Source organism: Motilimonas thetidivivens, from assembly GCF_046452435.1.
Taxonomy (GTDB): domain Bacteria; phylum Pseudomonadota; class Gammaproteobacteria; order Enterobacterales; family CBDFNC01; genus Motilimonas.
Genome location: NZ_JBKFDK010000005.1, coordinates 164,170 through 182,170, shown reverse-complemented (window position 1 = coordinate 182,170; position 18,001 = coordinate 164,170). Strand labels below are relative to the sequence as shown.

At 44.4% G+C, this 18,001-nt stretch carries 13 protein-coding genes and 6 tRNA genes; 4 read left to right on the top strand and 15 right to left on the bottom strand.

All coding sequences use genetic code 11. The annotated features are described in order from the left end of the window. Nucleotides 1-121: 121 nt before the first annotated feature. Nucleotides 122-1,135, top strand: coding sequence for an asparaginase (gene ansA / locus ACK8OT_RS06130; RefSeq protein WP_410195631.1), 1,014 nt, complete (start codon nucleotides 122-124; stop codon nucleotides 1,133-1,135). On the opposite strand, the gene ACK8OT_RS06125 is transcribed toward ansA, so the two are convergent. Further along, a complete protein-coding gene (locus ACK8OT_RS06125) occupies nucleotides 1,132-1,416 on the bottom strand; it encodes a YeaC family protein (protein ID WP_410195608.1) in 285 nt (94 codons plus the stop codon). The two genes, ansA and ACK8OT_RS06125, sit on opposite strands and share 4 nt — an antisense overlap. Nucleotides 1,417-1,614: 198 nt before the next feature. Here ACK8OT_RS06125 and ACK8OT_RS06120 point away from each other — a divergent pair, with 198 nt between their 5' ends. Further along, complete coding sequence (locus tag ACK8OT_RS06120) at nucleotides 1,615-2,433, top strand: DUF2989 domain-containing protein (protein WP_410195607.1); 819 nt, start codon at nucleotides 1,615-1,617, stop codon at nucleotides 2,431-2,433. A 73-nt stretch (nucleotides 2,434-2,506) separates the two neighbouring features. Here ACK8OT_RS06120 and msrB read toward each other — a convergent pair whose 3' ends face one another. Continuing rightward, nucleotides 2,507-2,890, bottom strand: a complete 384-nt coding sequence (msrB, locus tag ACK8OT_RS06115; protein WP_410195606.1) for a peptide-methionine (R)-S-oxide reductase MsrB — start codon at nucleotides 2,888-2,890, stop codon at nucleotides 2,507-2,509. Between the two features lie 567 nt (nucleotides 2,891-3,457). Here msrB and gap point away from each other — a divergent pair. Continuing rightward, nucleotides 3,458-4,453, top strand: a complete 996-nt coding sequence (gap, locus tag ACK8OT_RS06110; RefSeq protein ID WP_410195605.1) for a type I glyceraldehyde-3-phosphate dehydrogenase — start codon at nucleotides 3,458-3,460, stop codon at nucleotides 4,451-4,453. 656 nt (nucleotides 4,454-5,109) lie between these two features. Here the strand turns inward: gap and glgX are convergent. The 3 genes from glgX to malQ form a co-directional block, all read right to left on the bottom strand. Next, a complete protein-coding gene (gene glgX, locus ACK8OT_RS06105) occupies nucleotides 5,110-7,221 on the bottom strand; it encodes a glycogen debranching protein GlgX (RefSeq protein WP_410195604.1) in 2,112 nt (703 codons plus the stop codon). A 2-nt stretch (nucleotides 7,222-7,223) separates the two neighbouring features. Beyond that, nucleotides 7,224-9,605, bottom strand: coding sequence for a 1,4-alpha-glucan branching protein GlgB (gene glgB / locus ACK8OT_RS06100; RefSeq protein WP_410195603.1), 2,382 nt, complete (start codon nucleotides 9,603-9,605; stop codon nucleotides 7,224-7,226). 68 nt (nucleotides 9,606-9,673) lie between these two features. After that, on the bottom strand, nucleotides 9,674-11,872 hold the full coding sequence (malQ, locus tag ACK8OT_RS06095) for a 4-alpha-glucanotransferase (protein WP_410195602.1): 2,199 nt from the start codon (nucleotides 11,870-11,872) through the stop codon (nucleotides 9,674-9,676). Nucleotides 11,873-12,187: 315 nt separating this feature from the next. Between malQ and ACK8OT_RS06090 the strand changes: the two genes are divergently transcribed. Then, complete coding sequence (locus ACK8OT_RS06090) at nucleotides 12,188-13,078, top strand: D-hexose-6-phosphate mutarotase (protein ID WP_410195601.1); 891 nt, start codon at nucleotides 12,188-12,190, stop codon at nucleotides 13,076-13,078. A gap of 227 nt (nucleotides 13,079-13,305) precedes the next feature. Here the strand turns inward: ACK8OT_RS06090 and nadA are convergent, their stop codons facing one another. The 10 genes from nadA to tolB form a co-directional block, all read right to left on the bottom strand. Next, the gene (nadA, locus tag ACK8OT_RS06085) at nucleotides 13,306-14,346 is read right to left on the bottom strand and encodes a quinolinate synthase NadA (protein WP_410195600.1); all 1,041 of its coding nucleotides are present in this window, start codon (nucleotides 14,344-14,346) and stop codon (nucleotides 13,306-13,308) included. 108 nt (nucleotides 14,347-14,454) lie between these two features. Then, nucleotides 14,455-14,530 (bottom strand) — tRNA-Lys (locus tag ACK8OT_RS06080). A gap of 34 nt (nucleotides 14,531-14,564) precedes the next feature. Next, nucleotides 14,565-14,640, bottom strand: a tRNA-Lys gene (locus tag ACK8OT_RS06075). A 35-nt stretch (nucleotides 14,641-14,675) separates the two neighbouring features. Next, nucleotides 14,676-14,751 (bottom strand) — tRNA-Lys (locus ACK8OT_RS06070). A 35-nt stretch (nucleotides 14,752-14,786) separates the two neighbouring features. Further along, nucleotides 14,787-14,862 (bottom strand) — tRNA-Lys (locus ACK8OT_RS06065). Between the two features lie 44 nt (nucleotides 14,863-14,906). Further along, a tRNA-Lys gene (locus ACK8OT_RS06060) sits at nucleotides 14,907-14,982 on the bottom strand. A 75-nt stretch (nucleotides 14,983-15,057) separates the two neighbouring features. Next, nucleotides 15,058-15,133, bottom strand: a tRNA-Lys gene (locus ACK8OT_RS06055). A 197-nt stretch (nucleotides 15,134-15,330) separates the two neighbouring features. After that, a complete protein-coding gene (ybgF, locus tag ACK8OT_RS06050) occupies nucleotides 15,331-16,059 on the bottom strand; it encodes a tol-pal system protein YbgF (protein ID WP_410195599.1) in 729 nt (242 codons plus the stop codon). A 29-nt stretch (nucleotides 16,060-16,088) separates the two neighbouring features. Then, complete coding sequence (pal, locus tag ACK8OT_RS06045) at nucleotides 16,089-16,637, bottom strand: peptidoglycan-associated lipoprotein Pal (RefSeq protein WP_410195598.1); 549 nt, start codon at nucleotides 16,635-16,637, stop codon at nucleotides 16,089-16,091. 27 nt (nucleotides 16,638-16,664) lie between these two features. Then, nucleotides 16,665-17,972 (bottom strand): Tol-Pal system beta propeller repeat protein TolB, encoded by a 1,308-nt coding sequence (gene tolB / locus ACK8OT_RS06040; protein ID WP_410195597.1) that lies wholly within the window; start codon nucleotides 17,970-17,972, stop codon nucleotides 16,665-16,667. Nucleotides 17,973-18,001: the final 29 nt, after the last annotated feature.

The window sequence follows — 18,001 nt, the reverse complement described above, 5'->3', positions numbered from 1 at the left end:
CTAATTTAGAGGTGCCTACATTCCTGTATTTGCGTGCCTACGGCGGCGCTCTGAAGCATGCATCTTCCGGTTGATTGGGTATATACTTAGACCATAAATTGTTTTAGCAAGAGATAAGATGTTGGCTAAAAAGTCCATTTACGTTGCCTACACAGGTGGAACCATCGGTATGCAGCGCTCTACTCGAGGTTATATTCCGGTCGCTGGGGCATTAGCGCAAAATATTGCGAACATGCCTGAATTTTACCGTGACGAAATGCCAAATTTCACCATCCATGAATACACGCCCTTAATCGATTCATCGGATATGTGCCCTGATGATTGGCAGCGCATTGCCGATGATATTGCAGCAAACTACCAAGAATACGATGGTTTTGTGATTTTACATGGCACAGATACCATGGCGTTTACCGCCAGTGCCTTGTCTTTTATGCTGGAAAATCTGGCCAAGCCGGTCATCGTCACCGGCTCGCAAATTCCCCTCACCGAGCTTCGCTCCGATGGCCAACGTAATCTTCTTAATGCACTTTTTATTGCAGCCAACTACCCGATTCCAGAAGTCAGTTTGTTTTTTAATAACAAGCTGTTTCGCGGTAATCGAACGACCAAGGTTCATGCCGATGGCTTTGAAGCCTTTGCTTCGCCTAACTTTGACCCCTTATTGGATGTGGGTATTAATATTCGCGTGGTTGCTGGCTCATTGCTGCCACCAACGGATTCCAAATTAAAAGTGGTGCAAATCACCCCTCAACCTATTGGTATTATTACGCTCTACCCTGGGATCTCATCCTTAGTCGTAGCCAATATGCTAAAGCAACCAGTAAAAGCATTGATTTTGCTCAGTTATGGCGTTGGGAATGCGCCGCAAGATAGTGCGCTACTTGAATTACTTGATCAGGCTCATCAACGAGAAATTTTGGTGGTAAATCTCACCCAGTGCATCAAAGGCAAGGTGAATATGGGCGGCTATGCCACAGGTAACGCCCTAGCTCGAGCAGGCGTGATCAGCGGGGCAGATATGACTAAGGAGGCCGCGTTAGCGAAACTGCATGCACTGCTTAGCCAAAACGGCAGTTTTGAGCAGCTAAAAGCAAGCATGCAGCTCAGTCTACGCGGTGAATTAAGCCCGGATTAATCCTGCTGAGTTATCTCGATTTTTTGCTTATATTGCTGTTTTAACTCTGATTTACTCTTCATGTGCACTTCACCACCTTTGGCTACGGTGAAGTGCTCAGGTTGCTCATTATGGTGAGCTTGCCAAGCAAAAACGGCTTGTAAAGCATACGCCTTTTGCTCTTCGGTTAACGGGTTGCCATCAAACCACTTGCCAGTTTCGACGGCGGTTCTCAAACGCTCATAAATTTCAGGGCTAAGATTGGCGACTAGTTGCTCTAACGACATATTGATTACATCCATAGTGACTGCTGTTGCTATCACGCTATCATGCCCTAAACAAGCGTTGAAATCACCTGAGATTGTTTTAATGCCAGCTTGTTAGCAGATTTGAAGTTAAAATGGTCACAATCAAATTTCTTAGGTTATCATTAAAGCTATAAATAAGACGTTGCTGCCTTGGGCAACTTCGTTATATCAATCAGTAAGATGGCAAAACTCATGTCGAAACGCTTAACCTTTCTCGTCCTTCCCTTGCTTTTTATGGCATCAGGCTGCGAGCAAAAAATCAATATCAAAGAAGTTTGCAGTAATACTCCAGAGCTTTGTAGTGATCTCAATACCGATGACGGTTGGTGTAAAGAAGAGCGCACCAATGTCATTCGTAGTCGCAAAGAACAAACGAACCCTGAGATTGATACCGACCTTGCCAAATACCATCTGCTTCGTGATTTTAAGTCTTATAAGACATGTATTGAACGCGCAGCACAGGTTGAGCCAATAATTTACAAAGATAAGAAAACCGGGCGCGTGAATGCATTAATTACTGCCGAAAATGAAATTCAACGCCTTGAACAAGAAACCATCAATTCTAATGAGCCTCACCTTGCTTACTATCATTGGCGAGTTCACGGCAATCAAGAAGCCAAAGCGCGGTTTATGGCGATAGAAGATTCCCCTGCTCTTGATGAGCCGGAGCTAGCATTAGCAATGGCCAGTTACTATTTTGAACGCGATCCAGACAAAACCGCTAAATTGCTCTATCGCGCGATCAGTAACTATAAAGGTGAGTTGCCGCCTGAAAGTATCTATGACTCGCTGACCACATTAAACCTACAAGAAAAACGCTATCCTGAGACTTATATTTGGATGCAAGTCGCTAAACAGCTTGGCAAGAAGAATGTCAGCTTACAAACATTAGAGCGCTATCAAGTATTTAGTGAAGAAGAGAAACAGAAACTAGATACGCTTGCCAAGGAGCTAGCAGAAAAAATAACCGACGGAACTTTTGTGCCTAAGGACGCAAGCTTTACGTTTTAGTGTCGCTAAACCTTACGCACTTAAGTTGAGTGTTGCTTTACTCACTAATGAGTTAAAGCAACACAGTCCCCATTTAATCTTGTTCAGTGAACTTCATACTCACCGAATTAATACAGTAACGTTTATGGGTTAATGTAGGTCCATCGTCAAACACATGACCTAAGTGAGCATGACATTGACTGCACTGCACCTCCACTCGCTGCATGCCATGGCTATTATCTTCCAGATAACGAATGGCCCCCTGAATTGATTCATCAAAAGAAGGCCAGCCACATCCAGAATCAAACTTATTTTCCGATGCAAACAATGATTGCCCACAACACACACAGTGATATACACCGGTGTCTTTGTTATGGAGCAAACCTCCGCTGAACGGGGCTTCGGTGCCTTTTTCAAAGCAGATGTGAAACTGCTCCGGAGTCAGCTTATTGCGCCAATATTCTATCGATTTTGTCATAATTTAAAGCTCATCATGTGATAGTGCATCGAAAACGGAGGGTGATTCCGCCAAATAAAGGATATTTTACCTAGTAACTGGCATACACCTCAACCAATACACAAAATATACCTTTGTACATAAGTAATTACGTAACATTTCTTGGGTCGGATTAGTCCTAAAACTTATTTCACCTTGTAAAAAAACTTGCAAAAACCCCCTTTTTGCCTTAAATTTTGTCCTAATTATGTAATTTTACTAACTTATTGTTACTTTCTTTCAGATTCCTTCTGGTTCATAGGTAAAGGTTGGTGTGAAGGTTAGCTGAGTTAGATTTTTGTAAATCGCTCACTAATTATGCAACAAAATTAACACTTGTTGTTAAAACCAATATGAACTAATGTAGGAAAATAACGAAATGCAATATCAAAAAGCGGCAAAAACAGCACTTTTTGCCATTTTGAATATTTCAAATGAAAGGATTTAACATCAAAGGCGTAAGTTTGATACGAATCAAGTTTAACACTCTTTGATTTAGGTAGTATCACCACAGTTTCCAGATAAACAAACCTGTAAGGATCTTAAAAGATGACTATTAAAGTAGGTATCAACGGCTTCGGTCGTATCGGACGTTTTGTATTCCGCGCTGCACAAGAGCGTAACGACATCGAAGTTGTAGGTATTAACGACCTAATCGACGTAGATTACATGGCATACATGCTTAAGTACGACTCAACTCACGGTCGTTTCAACGGTACTGTTGAAGTTGAAGGCGGTCACCTAGTAGTTAACGGTAAAACTGTTCGTGTAACAGCTGAGCGTAACCCAGAAGATCTAAAATGGGATGCAATCGGTGTTGACGTAGTTGCTGAAGCAACTGGTCTATTCCTAACTGACGAAACAGCACGTAAACACATCACTGCAGGTGCTAAGAAAGTTGTTCTTACTGGTCCTTCTAAAGACGCTACGCCAATGTTCGTAATGGGCGTTAACCAAGACACTTACGCTGGCCAAGACATCGTTTCTAACGCTTCTTGTACTACTAACTGTCTAGCTCCAGTAGCTAAAGTACTAAACGACAAGTTCGGTATCGAATCTGGTCTAATGACTACTGTTCACGCTACTACAGCGACTCAAAAAACTGTTGACGGTCCTTCTGCTAAAGACTGGCGCGGTGGTCGTGGTGCTTCTCAAAACATCATCCCATCTTCAACTGGTGCTGCTAAAGCTGTAGGCGTTGTTCTTCCTGAGCTAAACGGCAAACTAACTGGTATGGCTTTCCGTGTACCAACTGCTAACGTTTCTGTAGTTGACCTAACAGTTAACCTTAAAGAATCTGCTACATACGAGCAAATCTGTGCAGCGATGAAAGAAGCTTCTGAAGGCGAGCTAAAAGGTGTTCTAGGTTACACTGAAGACCAAGTTGTTTCTCAAGACTTCATCGGCGAAGTACAAACTTCTGTATTCGACGCGAAAGCAGGTGTTGCCCTAACTGACAAATTCGTTAAAGTTGTATCTTGGTACGACAACGAAATCGGTTACTCAAACAAAGTTCTAGACCTAATCGCTCACATCTCTAAGTAATTAATACTTAGTAGCGATAAGCTAGCATTTTAAAACCCGCCTAGGCGGGTTTTTTTGTACCTGTTATTCGTTGCACAACGAAATCGGACTCATGTTAAGCCCAAACAAAGTGCTAGGCCTAATCAGCTCACATCTCTAAGTAAGCATGAGTTCTTAAGAATTGAATAAGCCTGCTTTATAGCGGGCTTTTTTGTGCCTGTTATTCGTTGCACAACGAAATCGGACTCATGTTAAGCCCAAACAAAGTGCTAGATCTAATCGCTCACATCTCTAAGTAAGCATTAGTTCTTAAGAATTGAATAAGCCCGCTTTATAGCGGGCTTTTTTTGTGCCTGTTATTCGCTGCACAACGAAATCGGACTCATGTTAAGCGCAAACAAATGCTAGACCTAATAGCTCACATCTCTAAGTAATTAATACTTAGTAGCGATAAGCTAGCATTTTAAAACCCGCTTAGGCGGTTTTTTTTGTACCTGTCATTCGCTGTACAACGAAATCGGACTCATGTTAAGCCCAAACAAAGTGCTAGATCTAATCGCTCACATCTCTAAGTAAGCATTAGTTCTTAAGAATTGAAAAAGCCCGCTTTATAGCGGGCTTATATGTAGGACCGCAGCTCGCTGCGGGAAGGCTATAATGAAACGCCAGAAAAGTTATCACAAAGGATTAAATTCTTTGGCGGTGAGCAACATTAACGAATGAGCATGACTGGTGCTACGCGGACTCATTACACAGTTTGGATCACATAGCCGCCCCTCATTAACCGATGTATCAAACACACACTGCCAATTCACTAGGGTGTCTTTTAGCTCTGGCAACGTCACACTAACATCATATTCGGAGGCGTTGAAAATCAATAACCAATGTTCGGTATTGGATTCTAGCTCAAGCTGAAGCACTTGTGCGGTAGCACTATGCCACTGGCTTTTTTGCATAAAATGGCCATCGGGGTGATACCATCGGGCCTGCACAATTTCCGATTGATTTTGAAAACCATCATCCGCCAAACTCAATTGCGAAAAGATACTGGATTGCAAACGCAACTTTATCATTTGCTTACAGAAGGCTAGCTGTTGGCGCTGTAAATCAGACAAATTCCAATCGACCCAACTCACGGCATTATCTTGGCAATAGGCATTGTTATTACCGCCTTGAGTTCTCCCCATTTCATCTCCAGCCAAAAAATGAGGAGTGCCTTGGGATAAGAACAAAGTCGCAATGAGGTTACGCTTACGTTGCTCTCTGCGCTGGATCACTTGAAGATCAAAGCTCGGCCCTTCTACGCCGCTATTACTGGATAAGTTATGGCCATGGCCATCACGGCTCTCTTCACCATTGGCGTGATTGTGGCGATGCTCGTAAGACACCAAGTCCTCTAGCGTGAAACCATCGTGATAACAAATGTAATTAACACTGGTATGAATACTGCGTTTGTTTTTAGGGAAGATGTCACGCGAACCAAGAATACGGGTAGCAAACTCAGCTATTTGCCCCGAATCACCGCGCCAAAATGCACGGATATTATCCCGATATCGGTCGTTACATTCGTACCAATTGCTGGGAAATTGACCTAATCGGTAACCACCGGGACCAATATCCCAAGGCTCAGCGATGAGCTTAGCTTGGCTAAGGATAGGATCTTGAAATAGGGTTTTAAAAAAGGCGCTATAAGGCTCAAATGCGCCTCTTTCGCGCGCCAGAGTCACGGCTAAATCAAAGCGAAAACCATCCACTTGCATTTCAGTGGACCAATAACGCAATGCATCTAGGGTGAGTTTTAATGCCCAAGGTAAGTCCAAATTCACTGTGTTGCCACAGCCGGTAAAGTTAGCATGGCGAGTCGGTATGTCAGGATTATCTGCATGCTCAAAGTAGTAATAGCTGTTTTCAGCAAGCCCCTTATAGCTAAGTATTGGACCGCCGTCACCGCCTTCTGCGGTATGGTTAAATACCACATCAAGGATGACTTCAATACCTGCTTGATGAAATTGACGCACCATGGTTTTAAATTCGCTCACGGCATCTTTGATTGCATAACGTGGGTCGGGAGCGAAAAAGTTAACTGGGTTATAGCCCCAGTAGTTGGTCAGCCCTAATTCCATTAACCTTGGCTCAGCCATAAAGCTGGCAACGGGCATGATTTGCACCGCTTTAATTCCTAGAGCTGTTAAATGCGCTATTACAGCCGGGTGGCTTAATCCTAAATACGTCCCGCGTAAATCACTTGGTACAGCAGAATTAAGCCAAGTAAAACCTTTGACATGAAGCTCATACAGAATAATCTCGCTGGCCTTAAGATTTGGCTTAGTCACACCTTGCCAATCAAAACTATCATCCACAACAACGGATTTGGCCATCACATGGGCATTGGGTGCAAACTCCACCTCTTTACTCCATGTCACGGGCTTATTTAAGGCTTTGGCATAAGGATCGATTAGCAGCTTCTCGTTTATTTCGTTTTGCCTCACGTTGTGGTCGGCTTCAACAATATAGCCATATAGCTGGCCAACTTTGACCCCTTGAATAAAGGTGGACCAAAATTTACCGCGTTTTTCGGTTAACAAAAAACGCGTTTGCTCCTGCTCATGTTGATCAAATAGTACCAACCAGATCCGGTGGCAATTACTGTAAATCGAGAAGTTACAACCTGCGTCAGTCAGCTCAGCCCCCAAGGGCAAAATCCTTCCCTCCAATTGCCGAAACGGCATGCTTTGTAACGATAAAGACGTTGCATCTTGGCTTGCTACTTGGCTTAACACAGGTTTCATCTTTATGCCTTTTTACGGATGTAAAGCGTCGCTAACGGGGGCACATTGAGTTCAATTGAGTGAGATTGACCTTGATGTGCGATGGCTTGAGCATGAAAGTTAATTCCAGCATCATAATTACTGCCCCAGTAGTACTCACTATCGGTATTGACCACAATTTCATAGTCACCAGCTGTAGGTACACCTAAACGGTAATGTTCACGCGGCACAGGAGTAAAGTTACTGACGACAACAACCTGGTGCGTCTTATCCAAATTCTGACGCATAAAGGCATACATCGAATGCTCACCATCTTGATGATCTAACCAAACGAAGCCTTGTGGTTGATAATCCGCCTCATACATGGCTGGCTCAGATTGGTAGAAATGCCCTAGATCTTTACAAAGTAGCTGGTGCCCTTTGTGTTTATCGTATTCCAGTAGCCACCATCCGAGTTGCTCATTATGATTCCACTCAAATGACTGGGCTATTTCATTACCCATGAAGTTTAATTTCTTGCCGGGATGCGCAAACATAAAGCCAGCATAAGCACGTAAGTTAGCACTCGCTTGCCACTCATCCCCTGGCATTTTGCCTAATAAAGACTGCTTGCCGTGTACCACCTCATCATGGGATAGCGGTAAAATAAAATGCTCATTGTAGTGATAGACCATAGAAAAGGTCATTTCGTTATGATGATACTTACGGTACATAGGGTCTTTAGACATATACTCAAGCGAGTCATGCATCCAGCCCATATTCCACTTAAAGCCAAAACCTAAACCGCCTTCAAAGGTAGGTTTAGACACACCGGCAAAAGCGGTGGATTCTTCGGCAATAGTCATGGCATGAGGGTATTGCTGATACACTTCTTCGTTAAACCACTTAAGTAAGCTGATGGCCTCATAGTTATGATTGCCACCATCGACATTAGGCACCCATTCACCTTCGTTACGCGAATAATCCCAATACAACATGGATGCAACCGCATCAACGCGTAACCCATCAACGTGGAATTTGTCTAACCAAAACAATGCACTGGCCACTAAAAACTGGCGCACATTGTCGTTGCCAAAATCATAAATGTAAGAGTTCCAATCAGGATGCCAACCACGGCGGGGATCTTCATATTCATACAGTGGCGTGCCATCAAAGCGAGCTAAACCATGTGGGTCTGATGGGAAATGAGCCGGCACCCAGTCAATAATGACACCAATACCATGTTGATGACAGGTATCAACAAAGTGTTTAAAGGCATCTGGGTTACCAAAGCGACTCGTTGGCGCAAACATTCCCACTGGCTGATAGCCCCATGAACCGTCAAACGGAAATTCAGATACCGGCATCACCTCAATGTGGGTGTACCCCATCTCCTTGACATACTCAACCAGCTCAATCGACAGCTCATCGTAAGTTAAGTAACGACTGCCTTTGCTATCATCTGGCTTGCGACGCCATGAGCCCAAGTGCACTTCGTAAATATTCATGGCGCTGTAGCGCTTATCATTTTGCTGCGATTGGATCCATTGAGCATCTTGCCATTGATATTGGTTGTGATCATAAACCACAGAACAATGAGAAGGATACTGCTCGGCCGAAAAGCCCACAGGATCCGCTTTATGTGGCAAGCGATTACCGAGAGGGTCTTTTAGCTCATATTTATATCTTTCACCTGCGCCTAGCTCAGGGACAAACAATACCCAGTGACCACACAAACTGCGTTGCATTGGATGTCTACGGCCATCCCAATGGTTAAAATCACCAATCAAGCTAACACTTGTTGCACTTGGCGCAAATACCGCAAAACGCGTCCCACTGATAACTTCACCATTGAGTTCAAGCTCGGTTAATTGGGCACCTAACACTTGATACAGATTTTGTGGCCGATGAGTCATGGTGCTTAGCCCCTGGTAGGCTTGCTCATGAAACTGATAAGGGTCAATAAAACGATGCGCAGCGCCATTGGCATAAGTGGCCTGCAAACGATAATTAAAAGGCGCATCAATATCAGGCAGTGCTAGTTCAAATAAACCGGCTTCTCCAACACGGCTAAGTTGCGCCAAAGCTTGCTCTTCGCCAAAAGCAAACACCTCAACTTGCGTTGCTTCTGGTAACCAAGCTCTTAACAAATAGCCTTTGGCTTGTGGCAGCAAACCCAAATGCTCAAACGGTTGATTCAAGCAAGCCCCTTCAAGCGGGGTAAGTAGAGGATGTTGGTTAGCTGACGCCTTGGTTGAAGCCGCTTTCGTCACTGGCGCTTGTTTCGCTTGAGCCGCTGTTTTTGTTGTCTTAGTTACTTCAGATGAGCGGGTTGCTCGTTTTGTCGCAGTGGTTTTTTTCGCAGCGGCTTTTGGCTTAGCAGCGGCACGGGTTGTTTTTTTAGCTGGTTTTGAAGTTGTTGTCATAACGTACTCTAAAAAGTTAATGGCAACGCGCGCAGCGGGCTTCAAAATGCCCACAGCGCGCGTATCAATTATTCAGCTGCGATACTGCGGGCTAAGCTGATGTTACGGCATAGTGTTTGTATCTGTGGTTGATTAAAAATATCTTCCAGATTACAAGTTAACTTACGCCGCCAATTTGGATATTCATCACTAGTGCCTGGCACATTGACGGGTTTATCCATTTCTAAAAAGTCTTCCAGTTGCAAACTCAGCAACCGAGAGCGAGCATGAGCGAGGTGTTGTTGAATACCAAAGCTTAACTCTCGATCCATGCCAACAAAGTCAACACAATTTGATATCCGGTCAGAAATAGCCTGATGCCCAAATAAACTGTTTAGCATTTGTTGTTTGGCGCTGTGGCGATCGGCCATCAGTTGATCAACAAGCTCTTGGGTCGGATATAGTCCCAAAGTTTTACCTAAGGTAAGATCATCACAATGCCAGTAACCGCGTAAGGTTGGCATATCATGGGTTACCACGGTCGCCATTGCTTGAGCTGGGTATAAAGAAGGTGAGATATAACCGCCATCTTCGGCGGTCTCAAAACAAAAGACTCGGTAAGAATAAACGCCGGCATTTTCCAGTAACTCACCCATGCCATCAGGCACAGTGCCAAGATCTTCACCTATGATCAAACACTGATTACGTTGGCTTTCTAAGGCGAGTATTGCCAACATGATTTCAACTGGGTAGTAGACATACACCCCTTGTGCTGCACTTTCTCCAGCTGGCACCCACCATAATCGCAACAGCGCCATCACATGATCGATTCTCAAGGCCCCACAAGCTTGCATATTGGCTTGCAGTAACTTGATAAAAGCTGCAAAACCACGCTCAACTAGCTGTGAAGGATCTAATGGTGGCAAGCCCCAGTTTTGGCCAAGGGGGCCAAGCACATCCGGCGGTGCACCAACGGTGGCTTGGACACAATAATCTTGTTTGTTTGCCCAAATTTCACAGCCACCAGAAGCCACGCCTACCGCCAAGTCACGGTAAATTCCAATTTCCATTTCAAGGGCCTTGGCATGCTCATGAGCTTGGCTTAATTGCTCATCGGCTAGCCATTGTAAATAAGCCCAAAATTGGATTTCATCTGGGTGTTGTTGACGCCATTGTTGAACGCCAGCACTGTGATAGTCTTGTAACTCCTGCGGCCACGCTGGCCAACCCCAAGCGTGGCTATCTTGCTGAATTAAGTATTCATGCAGCGCATCAAACACGGCTTGCTGCATTAAGGCATCGCCCTTGTCTTTAACAAATTGATTAAAGGCATTTGCTCTCGCACTATTACTCATTAATTCGGCTTTAAACTGCTGATAGCTCAACTTTAATGCACTGAGCTTTAATTCATGAACAAGCTCATAATCGACATCTTCAACCACGCGGGCATAGTTAAGTTTGTCTTGAAAATCGCGGCTATTGAATAATGCTTGCGCGGCGCTGCTGGCTTTGAACTCAGGTAAACAGCTAACATCAATATAAATAATATTTAGCCATTGGCGCGATGAAGGGCTATAAGGGCTGGCGTTTTTGGGCATCATCGGATACAAAGAATGGATCGGATTTAAGCCGACAAAATCCCCGCCTTGCTGCTTAATATGGGCTAACAAGTGTTTTAGATCGGAAAAGTCACCTATACCCCAGTTCGTCTCACTGCGAATGCCGTATAACTGAACACTCACTCCCCACAGGCGTTTACCTGCGGCAACATTTGCTGGGGTATAACAAGCTCGAGGGGCGATAATAATTCGACTGATACCCAATGCATCTTCAACGTGTTGATCAAAAATGCGTAAATCGTGATAGCCAAGCTCTAACATCAATGGCAAGGTGACCGAATAAGCTTGAAACTCAACCTCATTAATGTGTTCAACCGCCAGCAACTGCCCATCAACCGGGCAAAATGACCCTTTGAGGATTTCACCGGACTCGGTTTCAATCTCATAGCTTAAGGTTTCGGCTACAAATTCAATCGGCAATTTAAGTTCAAGTTGCAACGGCTCTTGTTGGTAAGCCAAAATAACTGGCGCTAAGCTGGACAGCCAATGCTCCTTTAACGCATCAGCCACCTCACCAGCAAGATGCTCAGGTGAGGTATTACACCCCATCGCATTAAGAATGCGAGACACAACCTCTGGGCTGGCCTGAGTTTGATTACCCCACGCATCGGTATAATTGGGATCAATTCCCTTCATGCTAGCAAGATTTGCAAGTAGACTCTCTGACATACCACTCCCATTTTTTGGACGCTGGCCATAATAATTTAAAAATAACGCGTAAAGATGGAGCTTATATTACGCACTGACAAAAAAACGCTAGGCACAAACGTAGTTCTTCGTATTAACATCACTCGCAACGTTACTGGCTAAAAAGCACCACCAGAAACTCTGTTAGAGTTTGATTTAAAACAAACAAAGCCTCGTCTCGCCTACTGCCGAGTCGACGTGTGGCTGGTAGAATGATGACGTCAATAGCTTAATCCATCATTGTCTTTTTTATCAACTAACAATTAAAGCATAATTTTCAATGCTATATGAGGTTTTATGATAGACCATCTAAATTTAACGTCAAAACGAGATCTGTCCCCATCTGTGCAACTTATGGTAGATGGTAATGGTGTGGAATTTGTGAGTATAAACCACGCTGAGGCTCAGGCATGTTTTACCCTTCATGGCGCTCACTTACTTCATTTCCAAGCCAAAGACCAAGCGCCAGCAATCTGGTTAAGTAAAACAGCTATTTTTGATAATAGCAAAGCAATCCGTGGCGGCGTGCCTATCTGCTGGCCTTGGTTTGGTGCACCAGCTGCGGCTCTTGGTGAAGGTTTACCTGCTCATGGCTTTGCCCGCAATAGCCTATGGCAATTAGGAGAAATCAGTGAAGACCAAGATGGCGTCGTCATTTCATTCAAACTAAGTGATAGCCCTAAAACTCAAGCATTGTGGCCTTATCAGTTTGAATTAACCTTAACGGCCACCATAGCAAAAAGCTTAACCCTTAGCTTGGCCACAAAAAATACCGGCACTCAGCCACTGCAATACTTAGCGGCGTTACATACCTATCTTAATATTTCTGCGCCAGAGCAAGTTGAAGTCACGGGATTAGGTCCAACCTACATCGACAGCCTAGATAATCGAACAATCAAAAATGCAGCGCCAAGCCTGACCTTATCAGGCCCAGTCGACTCTCTTTACATTGAGCCAACTGATACCGTCAAACTCGCCGACCAAGGCCTTAGCCGCGAACTGAACATCATCAGCCAAGGCCATGACACGATAGTTGCATGGACACCTTGGATTGAAGGCGCTAAAAGCATGGCTGATATGCCGGATGACGGCTATCAAACCATGTTGTGCTTAGAGGCGGCCATCACAGGTAATGCGGTCACCGTTGCACCTGGTGAAAGCCATATTTTAAGCACCACCATTAACTAATCAACTTCAGCTTTGGTTAAAAGTATTTCAAACAGATATGGTATGAATAAGTAGCAAAGCTTCGTTTTCAGGGATGAAAACGCAGAGCGTATAAGGACATACTCACCGCGTTTTTGCGGATTACTCATACAATATAGCTTAACCAAAGCTCAGGTTAATCAGGTTTACAACGCATTAAAAAAGGGCCATCCGGCCCTTTTTATTTTAACTCAAACAATATTAAGTGATTACTTGTTATTGGCAGCAAAAGACAGCATGCGATCAAGTGGGATCATTGCTTGCTTAGCCAACTCAGGATCAACAAATACTTCATGCCCCGTTGCGTCTAATAGCGACTTTTCAATCGCTTGTAGACCATTCATGGCCATCCAAGGACAATGAGCACAAGTACGACATGTTGCGCCACTGCCCGCTGTAGGGGCTTCAATCATCTCTTTATCCGGACATGCTTGTTGCATCTTGTAGAAAATACCACGATCGGTTGCCACAATAAGTTTCTTATGTGGCAAGGTTTGCGCAGCTTTAATAAGTTGACTAGTAGAGCCCACTGCATCAGCAAGTTCAACAATATTGGCAGGCGATTCTGGATGCACTAATACTGCCGCATCGGGATAAACCGCTTTCATGTCTTTAAGGGCTTTAGCTTTAAACTCATCATGCACAATACACGCGCCCTGCCACATCAGCATTTCAGCGCCCGTTTGCTTTTCAATGTAGGCACCTAAGTGACGATCTGGCCCCCAAATGATTTTTTTGCCTTCACTGTCTAGGTGCTCAACAATATCCAATGCGATAGCGGATGTGACCACCCAATCTGCTCTGGCTTTAACCGCAGCCGACGTATTGGCATATACCACCACGGTATGATCTGGATGTTGGTCGCAAAAAGCAGAAAATTTGTCGACTGGACAGCCTAGATCCAGTGAACAAGTCGCTTCTAGAGTTGGCATCAGAACTTTCTTATGTGGTGTAAGAATTTTGGCCGTTTCACCCATAAATTTAACCCCGGCAATGATCAGGGTGTCAGCTTGGTGATCTCGACCAAAGCGTGCCATTTCTAAAGAATCAGCAACATAGCCGCCGGTTTCTTCTGCCAAGGCTTGGATCTCAGGATCGGTATAATAGTGAGCAATGAGTACCGCATTTTTTTCGATCAATAAGGCTTTGATCCGCGCTTTATACGCTTCACGCTCTGCTTCACTTAGCACTGCTGGCTTAGGTGGAAAAGGATAATCAGATTCTAGGATTGCTTGCTCAATTTGGCTCATTTGCTGTCCACGTTTATACGAGATCTAGTGGGGCGGTATTATACACGCGATGAGCAGAAAAACCATGACAGTAAAAACGAAAAAACCCCGCATTGCGGGGTTAAGAAATGGTGGGTTGTGAAGGATTTGAACCTTCGACCAATTGATTAAAAGTCAACTGCTCTACCAACTGAGCTAACAACCCGAATTGTGTCAGCGCTCTAGCGCTATTTTAAGTTTGGTGGGTTGTGAAGGATTTGAACCTTCGACCAATTGATTAAAAGTCAACTGCTCTACCAACTGAGCTAACAACCCGAATTGTGTCAGCGCTTTAGCGCTATTTTAAAGTTTGGTGGGTTGTGAAGGATTTGAACCTTCGACCAATTGATTAAAAGTCAACTGCTCTACCAACTGAGCTAACAACCCGAATTGTATCAGCGCATTAGCGCCATTTTAAAGTTTGGTGGGTTGTGAAGGATTTGAACCTTCGACCAATTGATTAAAAGTCAACTGCTCTACCAACTGAGCTAACAACCCAAATTTTTTCTATCTGCCGTTCAGCATGTCCGCTTGCTTTGTTCTGGTGGGTTGTGAAGGATTTGAACCTTCGACCAATTGATTAAAAGTCAACTGCTCTACCAACTGAGCTAACAACCCAAATTTTTTTTACCATTTACTCTTACTGAGTGTGTTGGTAATAACACTGTAACAGCGCTTGCTGATACTTGAATGTGGTGGGTTGTGAAGGATTTGAACCTTCGACCAATTGATTAAAAGTCAACTGCTCTACCAACTGAGCTAACAACCCAAGTACGCATATTGCGTGGCACACAATCATTTTTGTGTGGCTAACATCGTTTGCTAAGGGCTTTCACAGCCGCCTAGGCAACGGCGGCTTATATTACGGATTTATAAACCCAGTGCAACTTAAAAATGTATTTTTTTTCCTGACTGCCTACTAAACCAACAAACTAGCTAAATAAGCAGCCATAAAATACTTTTTTTTTATTTTAGTGCAGCTAAACGTGGCTCGGCTAGGTTTGCTGAAGCCGATCCCGGGTATTCAGAAATCACCGACTGATATAGCGATATCGCCTCGGATTTGTTACCTAGGTACTCGGCAATAATGCCGCTTTTTAGTAAAGCTTCGGCGCGTTTAGTCGAATCGGCATATTTTGTCGCAACTATATCAAATTCTACCTTAGCAGCTTCATGCTGCTGTGCATTGAACAATAACTGCCCTAACCAGTAGTGAGCGTTGGCCGAATAGCTTGAATCGGGATATGTTTGGATAAACCCTTTAAACGCACTGATGGCTTCATCGTACTTTTTATCCTGCAGCACCAGATTCACTGCCGCTTGGTAGGCCTGCTTCTCATCAGCAGGGGCCGCAGCTTCGACCTCACTAGGCTGCTCAGCTTCAACCACGGCAGGTTGTGCCAGCTTGGTATCAATTTCTTGGTATAGTTCGCGCTGTCTGGTTTGGATCTGTTCAATCTTGTAGTTTTGCTTTTCAATTGTACCAGTCAGTGTATTCATTTCGCGCTGTAACTGATTCAGCTGCTGTTGAATATCAAATTGCATTTGATTGCGTGCATCTAGCATCCGCTCAAGTGTTGCTAAACGCGTTTCTAGATCGCCCGATGCCCCAGCGGCACGAACATCCTTAACGGGAGCGGCAGCAAAAGCGTGATAACTTGTCGAAATAACGGCCATTAACATGGCCGTTTTCATAATTTTTCTCATAACCAGAGGGGGTCCCCTTAGTAAACTAGTACTGCGCGACGGTTCTCAGCATAAGCCGCTTCTGAATGAGCAAAGTTAACGGGTTTCTCTTCGCCGTAACTCACTGTACTTAGCTGTGATGCAGGTACACCCATACTTTGTAGGTAACGCACCACAGATAACGCACGGCGCTCACCTAATGCAATGTTGTATTCTGGTGTACCACGCTCATCAGTGTGGCCTTCAATGATCACTGATTTTTGTGATTCAACCAAATACTGCGCATGCGCATTTAATACTTGACGGTATTCAGGTGCAATTTCTGATTGGTCGTACGCGAAGCTAATGGTGTTTTCTAGGATAGCTTGGCCGTATTTAGCCGCCAATTGCTCTTCAAACGTCATATCGATGGGTGCAATCACTTCGGTATCAACACCGTTGCCACCGTTAGCACCATTGGCACCTTCAATACTGGTATCGACTTGAGTGCTTTCATCTTCTGTTGCTGATTGATTAGAGCTACACGCAGCTAGCGCCATTAAAGGTAGTGAAATTGCTATGCCCTTTAATACTTTGTTAAATTCCATACATTGTTCCTGTAATTTTGGATTTGATTAATTTAAGTAAGGCGACCATGCCGGTGCCCTTACCTCACCGCTACGAGCAGGTAGTTTCGCTTTAAAACGACCATCCATTGAAACCAAGGCGAGATTCTTTTTACCACCATAAATCGTGCTATAAATTATCATGCTGCCATTGGGCGCAATACTGGGCGACTCATCTAAACTTGATGTGGTCAAAACCTGTAAATCACCCGTGTCAATATCTTGACGAGCAATTTGATATTGGCCGTTATTTCGACTCACCATGACTAAGCTTTTGCCATCGAAAGTAAATGAACCGCCTAAGTTCATCTCGCCTTCCCAAGTCATCCGCTTGGTCTCGTTGGTGGCTAAATCTACTCGATAAATTTGTGGTTTACCACCCCGCTCCGAAGAGAAAATGAGCGACTTACCATCCGGCGCCCAGCTTGGCTCGGTATCAATAGCACGGTGTGATGTCACGCGTTTAAGGTCGCGGGTGCGAATATTCATCACATAAATATCGGGTTGGCCATCCTTAGACAATACCATCGCCATTTGCTGGCCATCTGGCGACCATTTTGGCGAGCCATTGATAGCCGGAAACGAAGTCAACTGGGTACGCTCTTGAGTAAAAATATCTTGGATATAGATTTGTGAGCGGTTGTTTTCAAAACTCACATAAGCTAAACGACGGCCATCGGGTGACCATGAAGGCGACATCAAAGGTTGCTGCGAGCGCACCACCATTTTTTCACCAAAACCATCATAGTCCGCAATGCGCAGCTGATAAGGAAACTCATCGGTTGGGTCTACCGCAATGTAGGCAATGCGAGTCAAAAACGCGCCTTTTTCGCCGGTGAGTTTTTCATACACTAGGTCGCTAATACGGTGGGCGTATTGACGCATTTGATTTTGATTAACCACGCTACGACGCTTATCTAGCACATAGCTTGCACTTTGAGTTTGACCAGCAATCACATCAACCAGTTCAAAGGTCACTTGGTACTTATTCGGCTCAGTCATGGTGACGACGCCCGTTACCACCGCTTCTGCTCCCAATGCAGCCCATGCCTTAAAGTCGACTTCACTGCTGTTTGCAGGCGTTTGCGGCATTTTGTCTCTAGCGACAGGATTAAACTTACCGCTGCGCATTAAATCCGTACTGACGATACTGGCTAAATCTTCTGGCACAGCCCCTTCGCCTTCAAATTTAAACGGGGAGATGCCCACCACGCGCGCACCATCAACACCTTCGGTGATGACTATTTCTAATTTGGCTTGCGCACTTGTCGCTAGCGCTAGCCATAATCCGATGAATAAAAACAGTTTCATTTTCATGATAACAAGGTTCCTTGATTGCCTTTAAC

Bases quoted from the DNA above. Each gene is read 5' to 3' on its own strand.
- msrB (WP_410195606.1), bottom strand. From the start codon at position 2,890: ATGACAAAATCGATAGAATATTGGCGCAATAAGCTGACTCCGGAGCAG.
- pal (WP_410195598.1), bottom strand. From the start codon at position 16,637: ATGGAATTTAACAAAGTATTAAAGGGCATAGCAATTTCACTACCTTTA.
- ybgF (WP_410195599.1), bottom strand. From the start codon at position 16,059: ATGAAAACGGCCATGTTAATGGCCGTTATTTCGACAAGTTATCACGCT.
- ACK8OT_RS06120 (WP_410195607.1), top strand. From the start codon at position 1,615: ATGTCGAAACGCTTAACCTTTCTCGTCCTTCCCTTGCTTTTTATGGCA.
- ACK8OT_RS06125 (WP_410195608.1), bottom strand. From the start codon at position 1,416: ATGGATGTAATCAATATGTCGTTAGAGCAACTAGTCGCCAATCTTAGC.
- malQ (WP_410195602.1), bottom strand. From the start codon at position 11,872: ATGTCAGAGAGTCTACTTGCAAATCTTGCTAGCATGAAGGGAATTGAT.
- nadA (WP_410195600.1), bottom strand. From the start codon at position 14,346: ATGAGCCAAATTGAGCAAGCAATCCTAGAATCTGATTATCCTTTTCCA.
- tolB (WP_410195597.1), bottom strand. From the start codon at position 17,972: ATGAAAATGAAACTGTTTTTATTCATCGGATTATGGCTAGCGCTAGCG.
- gap (WP_410195605.1), top strand. From the start codon at position 3,458: ATGACTATTAAAGTAGGTATCAACGGCTTCGGTCGTATCGGACGTTTT.
- ACK8OT_RS06090 (WP_410195601.1), top strand. From the start codon at position 12,188: ATGATAGACCATCTAAATTTAACGTCAAAACGAGATCTGTCCCCATCT.
- glgB (WP_410195603.1), bottom strand. From the start codon at position 9,605: ATGACAACAACTTCAAAACCAGCTAAAAAAACAACCCGTGCCGCTGCT.
- glgX (WP_410195604.1), bottom strand. From the start codon at position 7,221: ATGAAACCTGTGTTAAGCCAAGTAGCAAGCCAAGATGCAACGTCTTTA.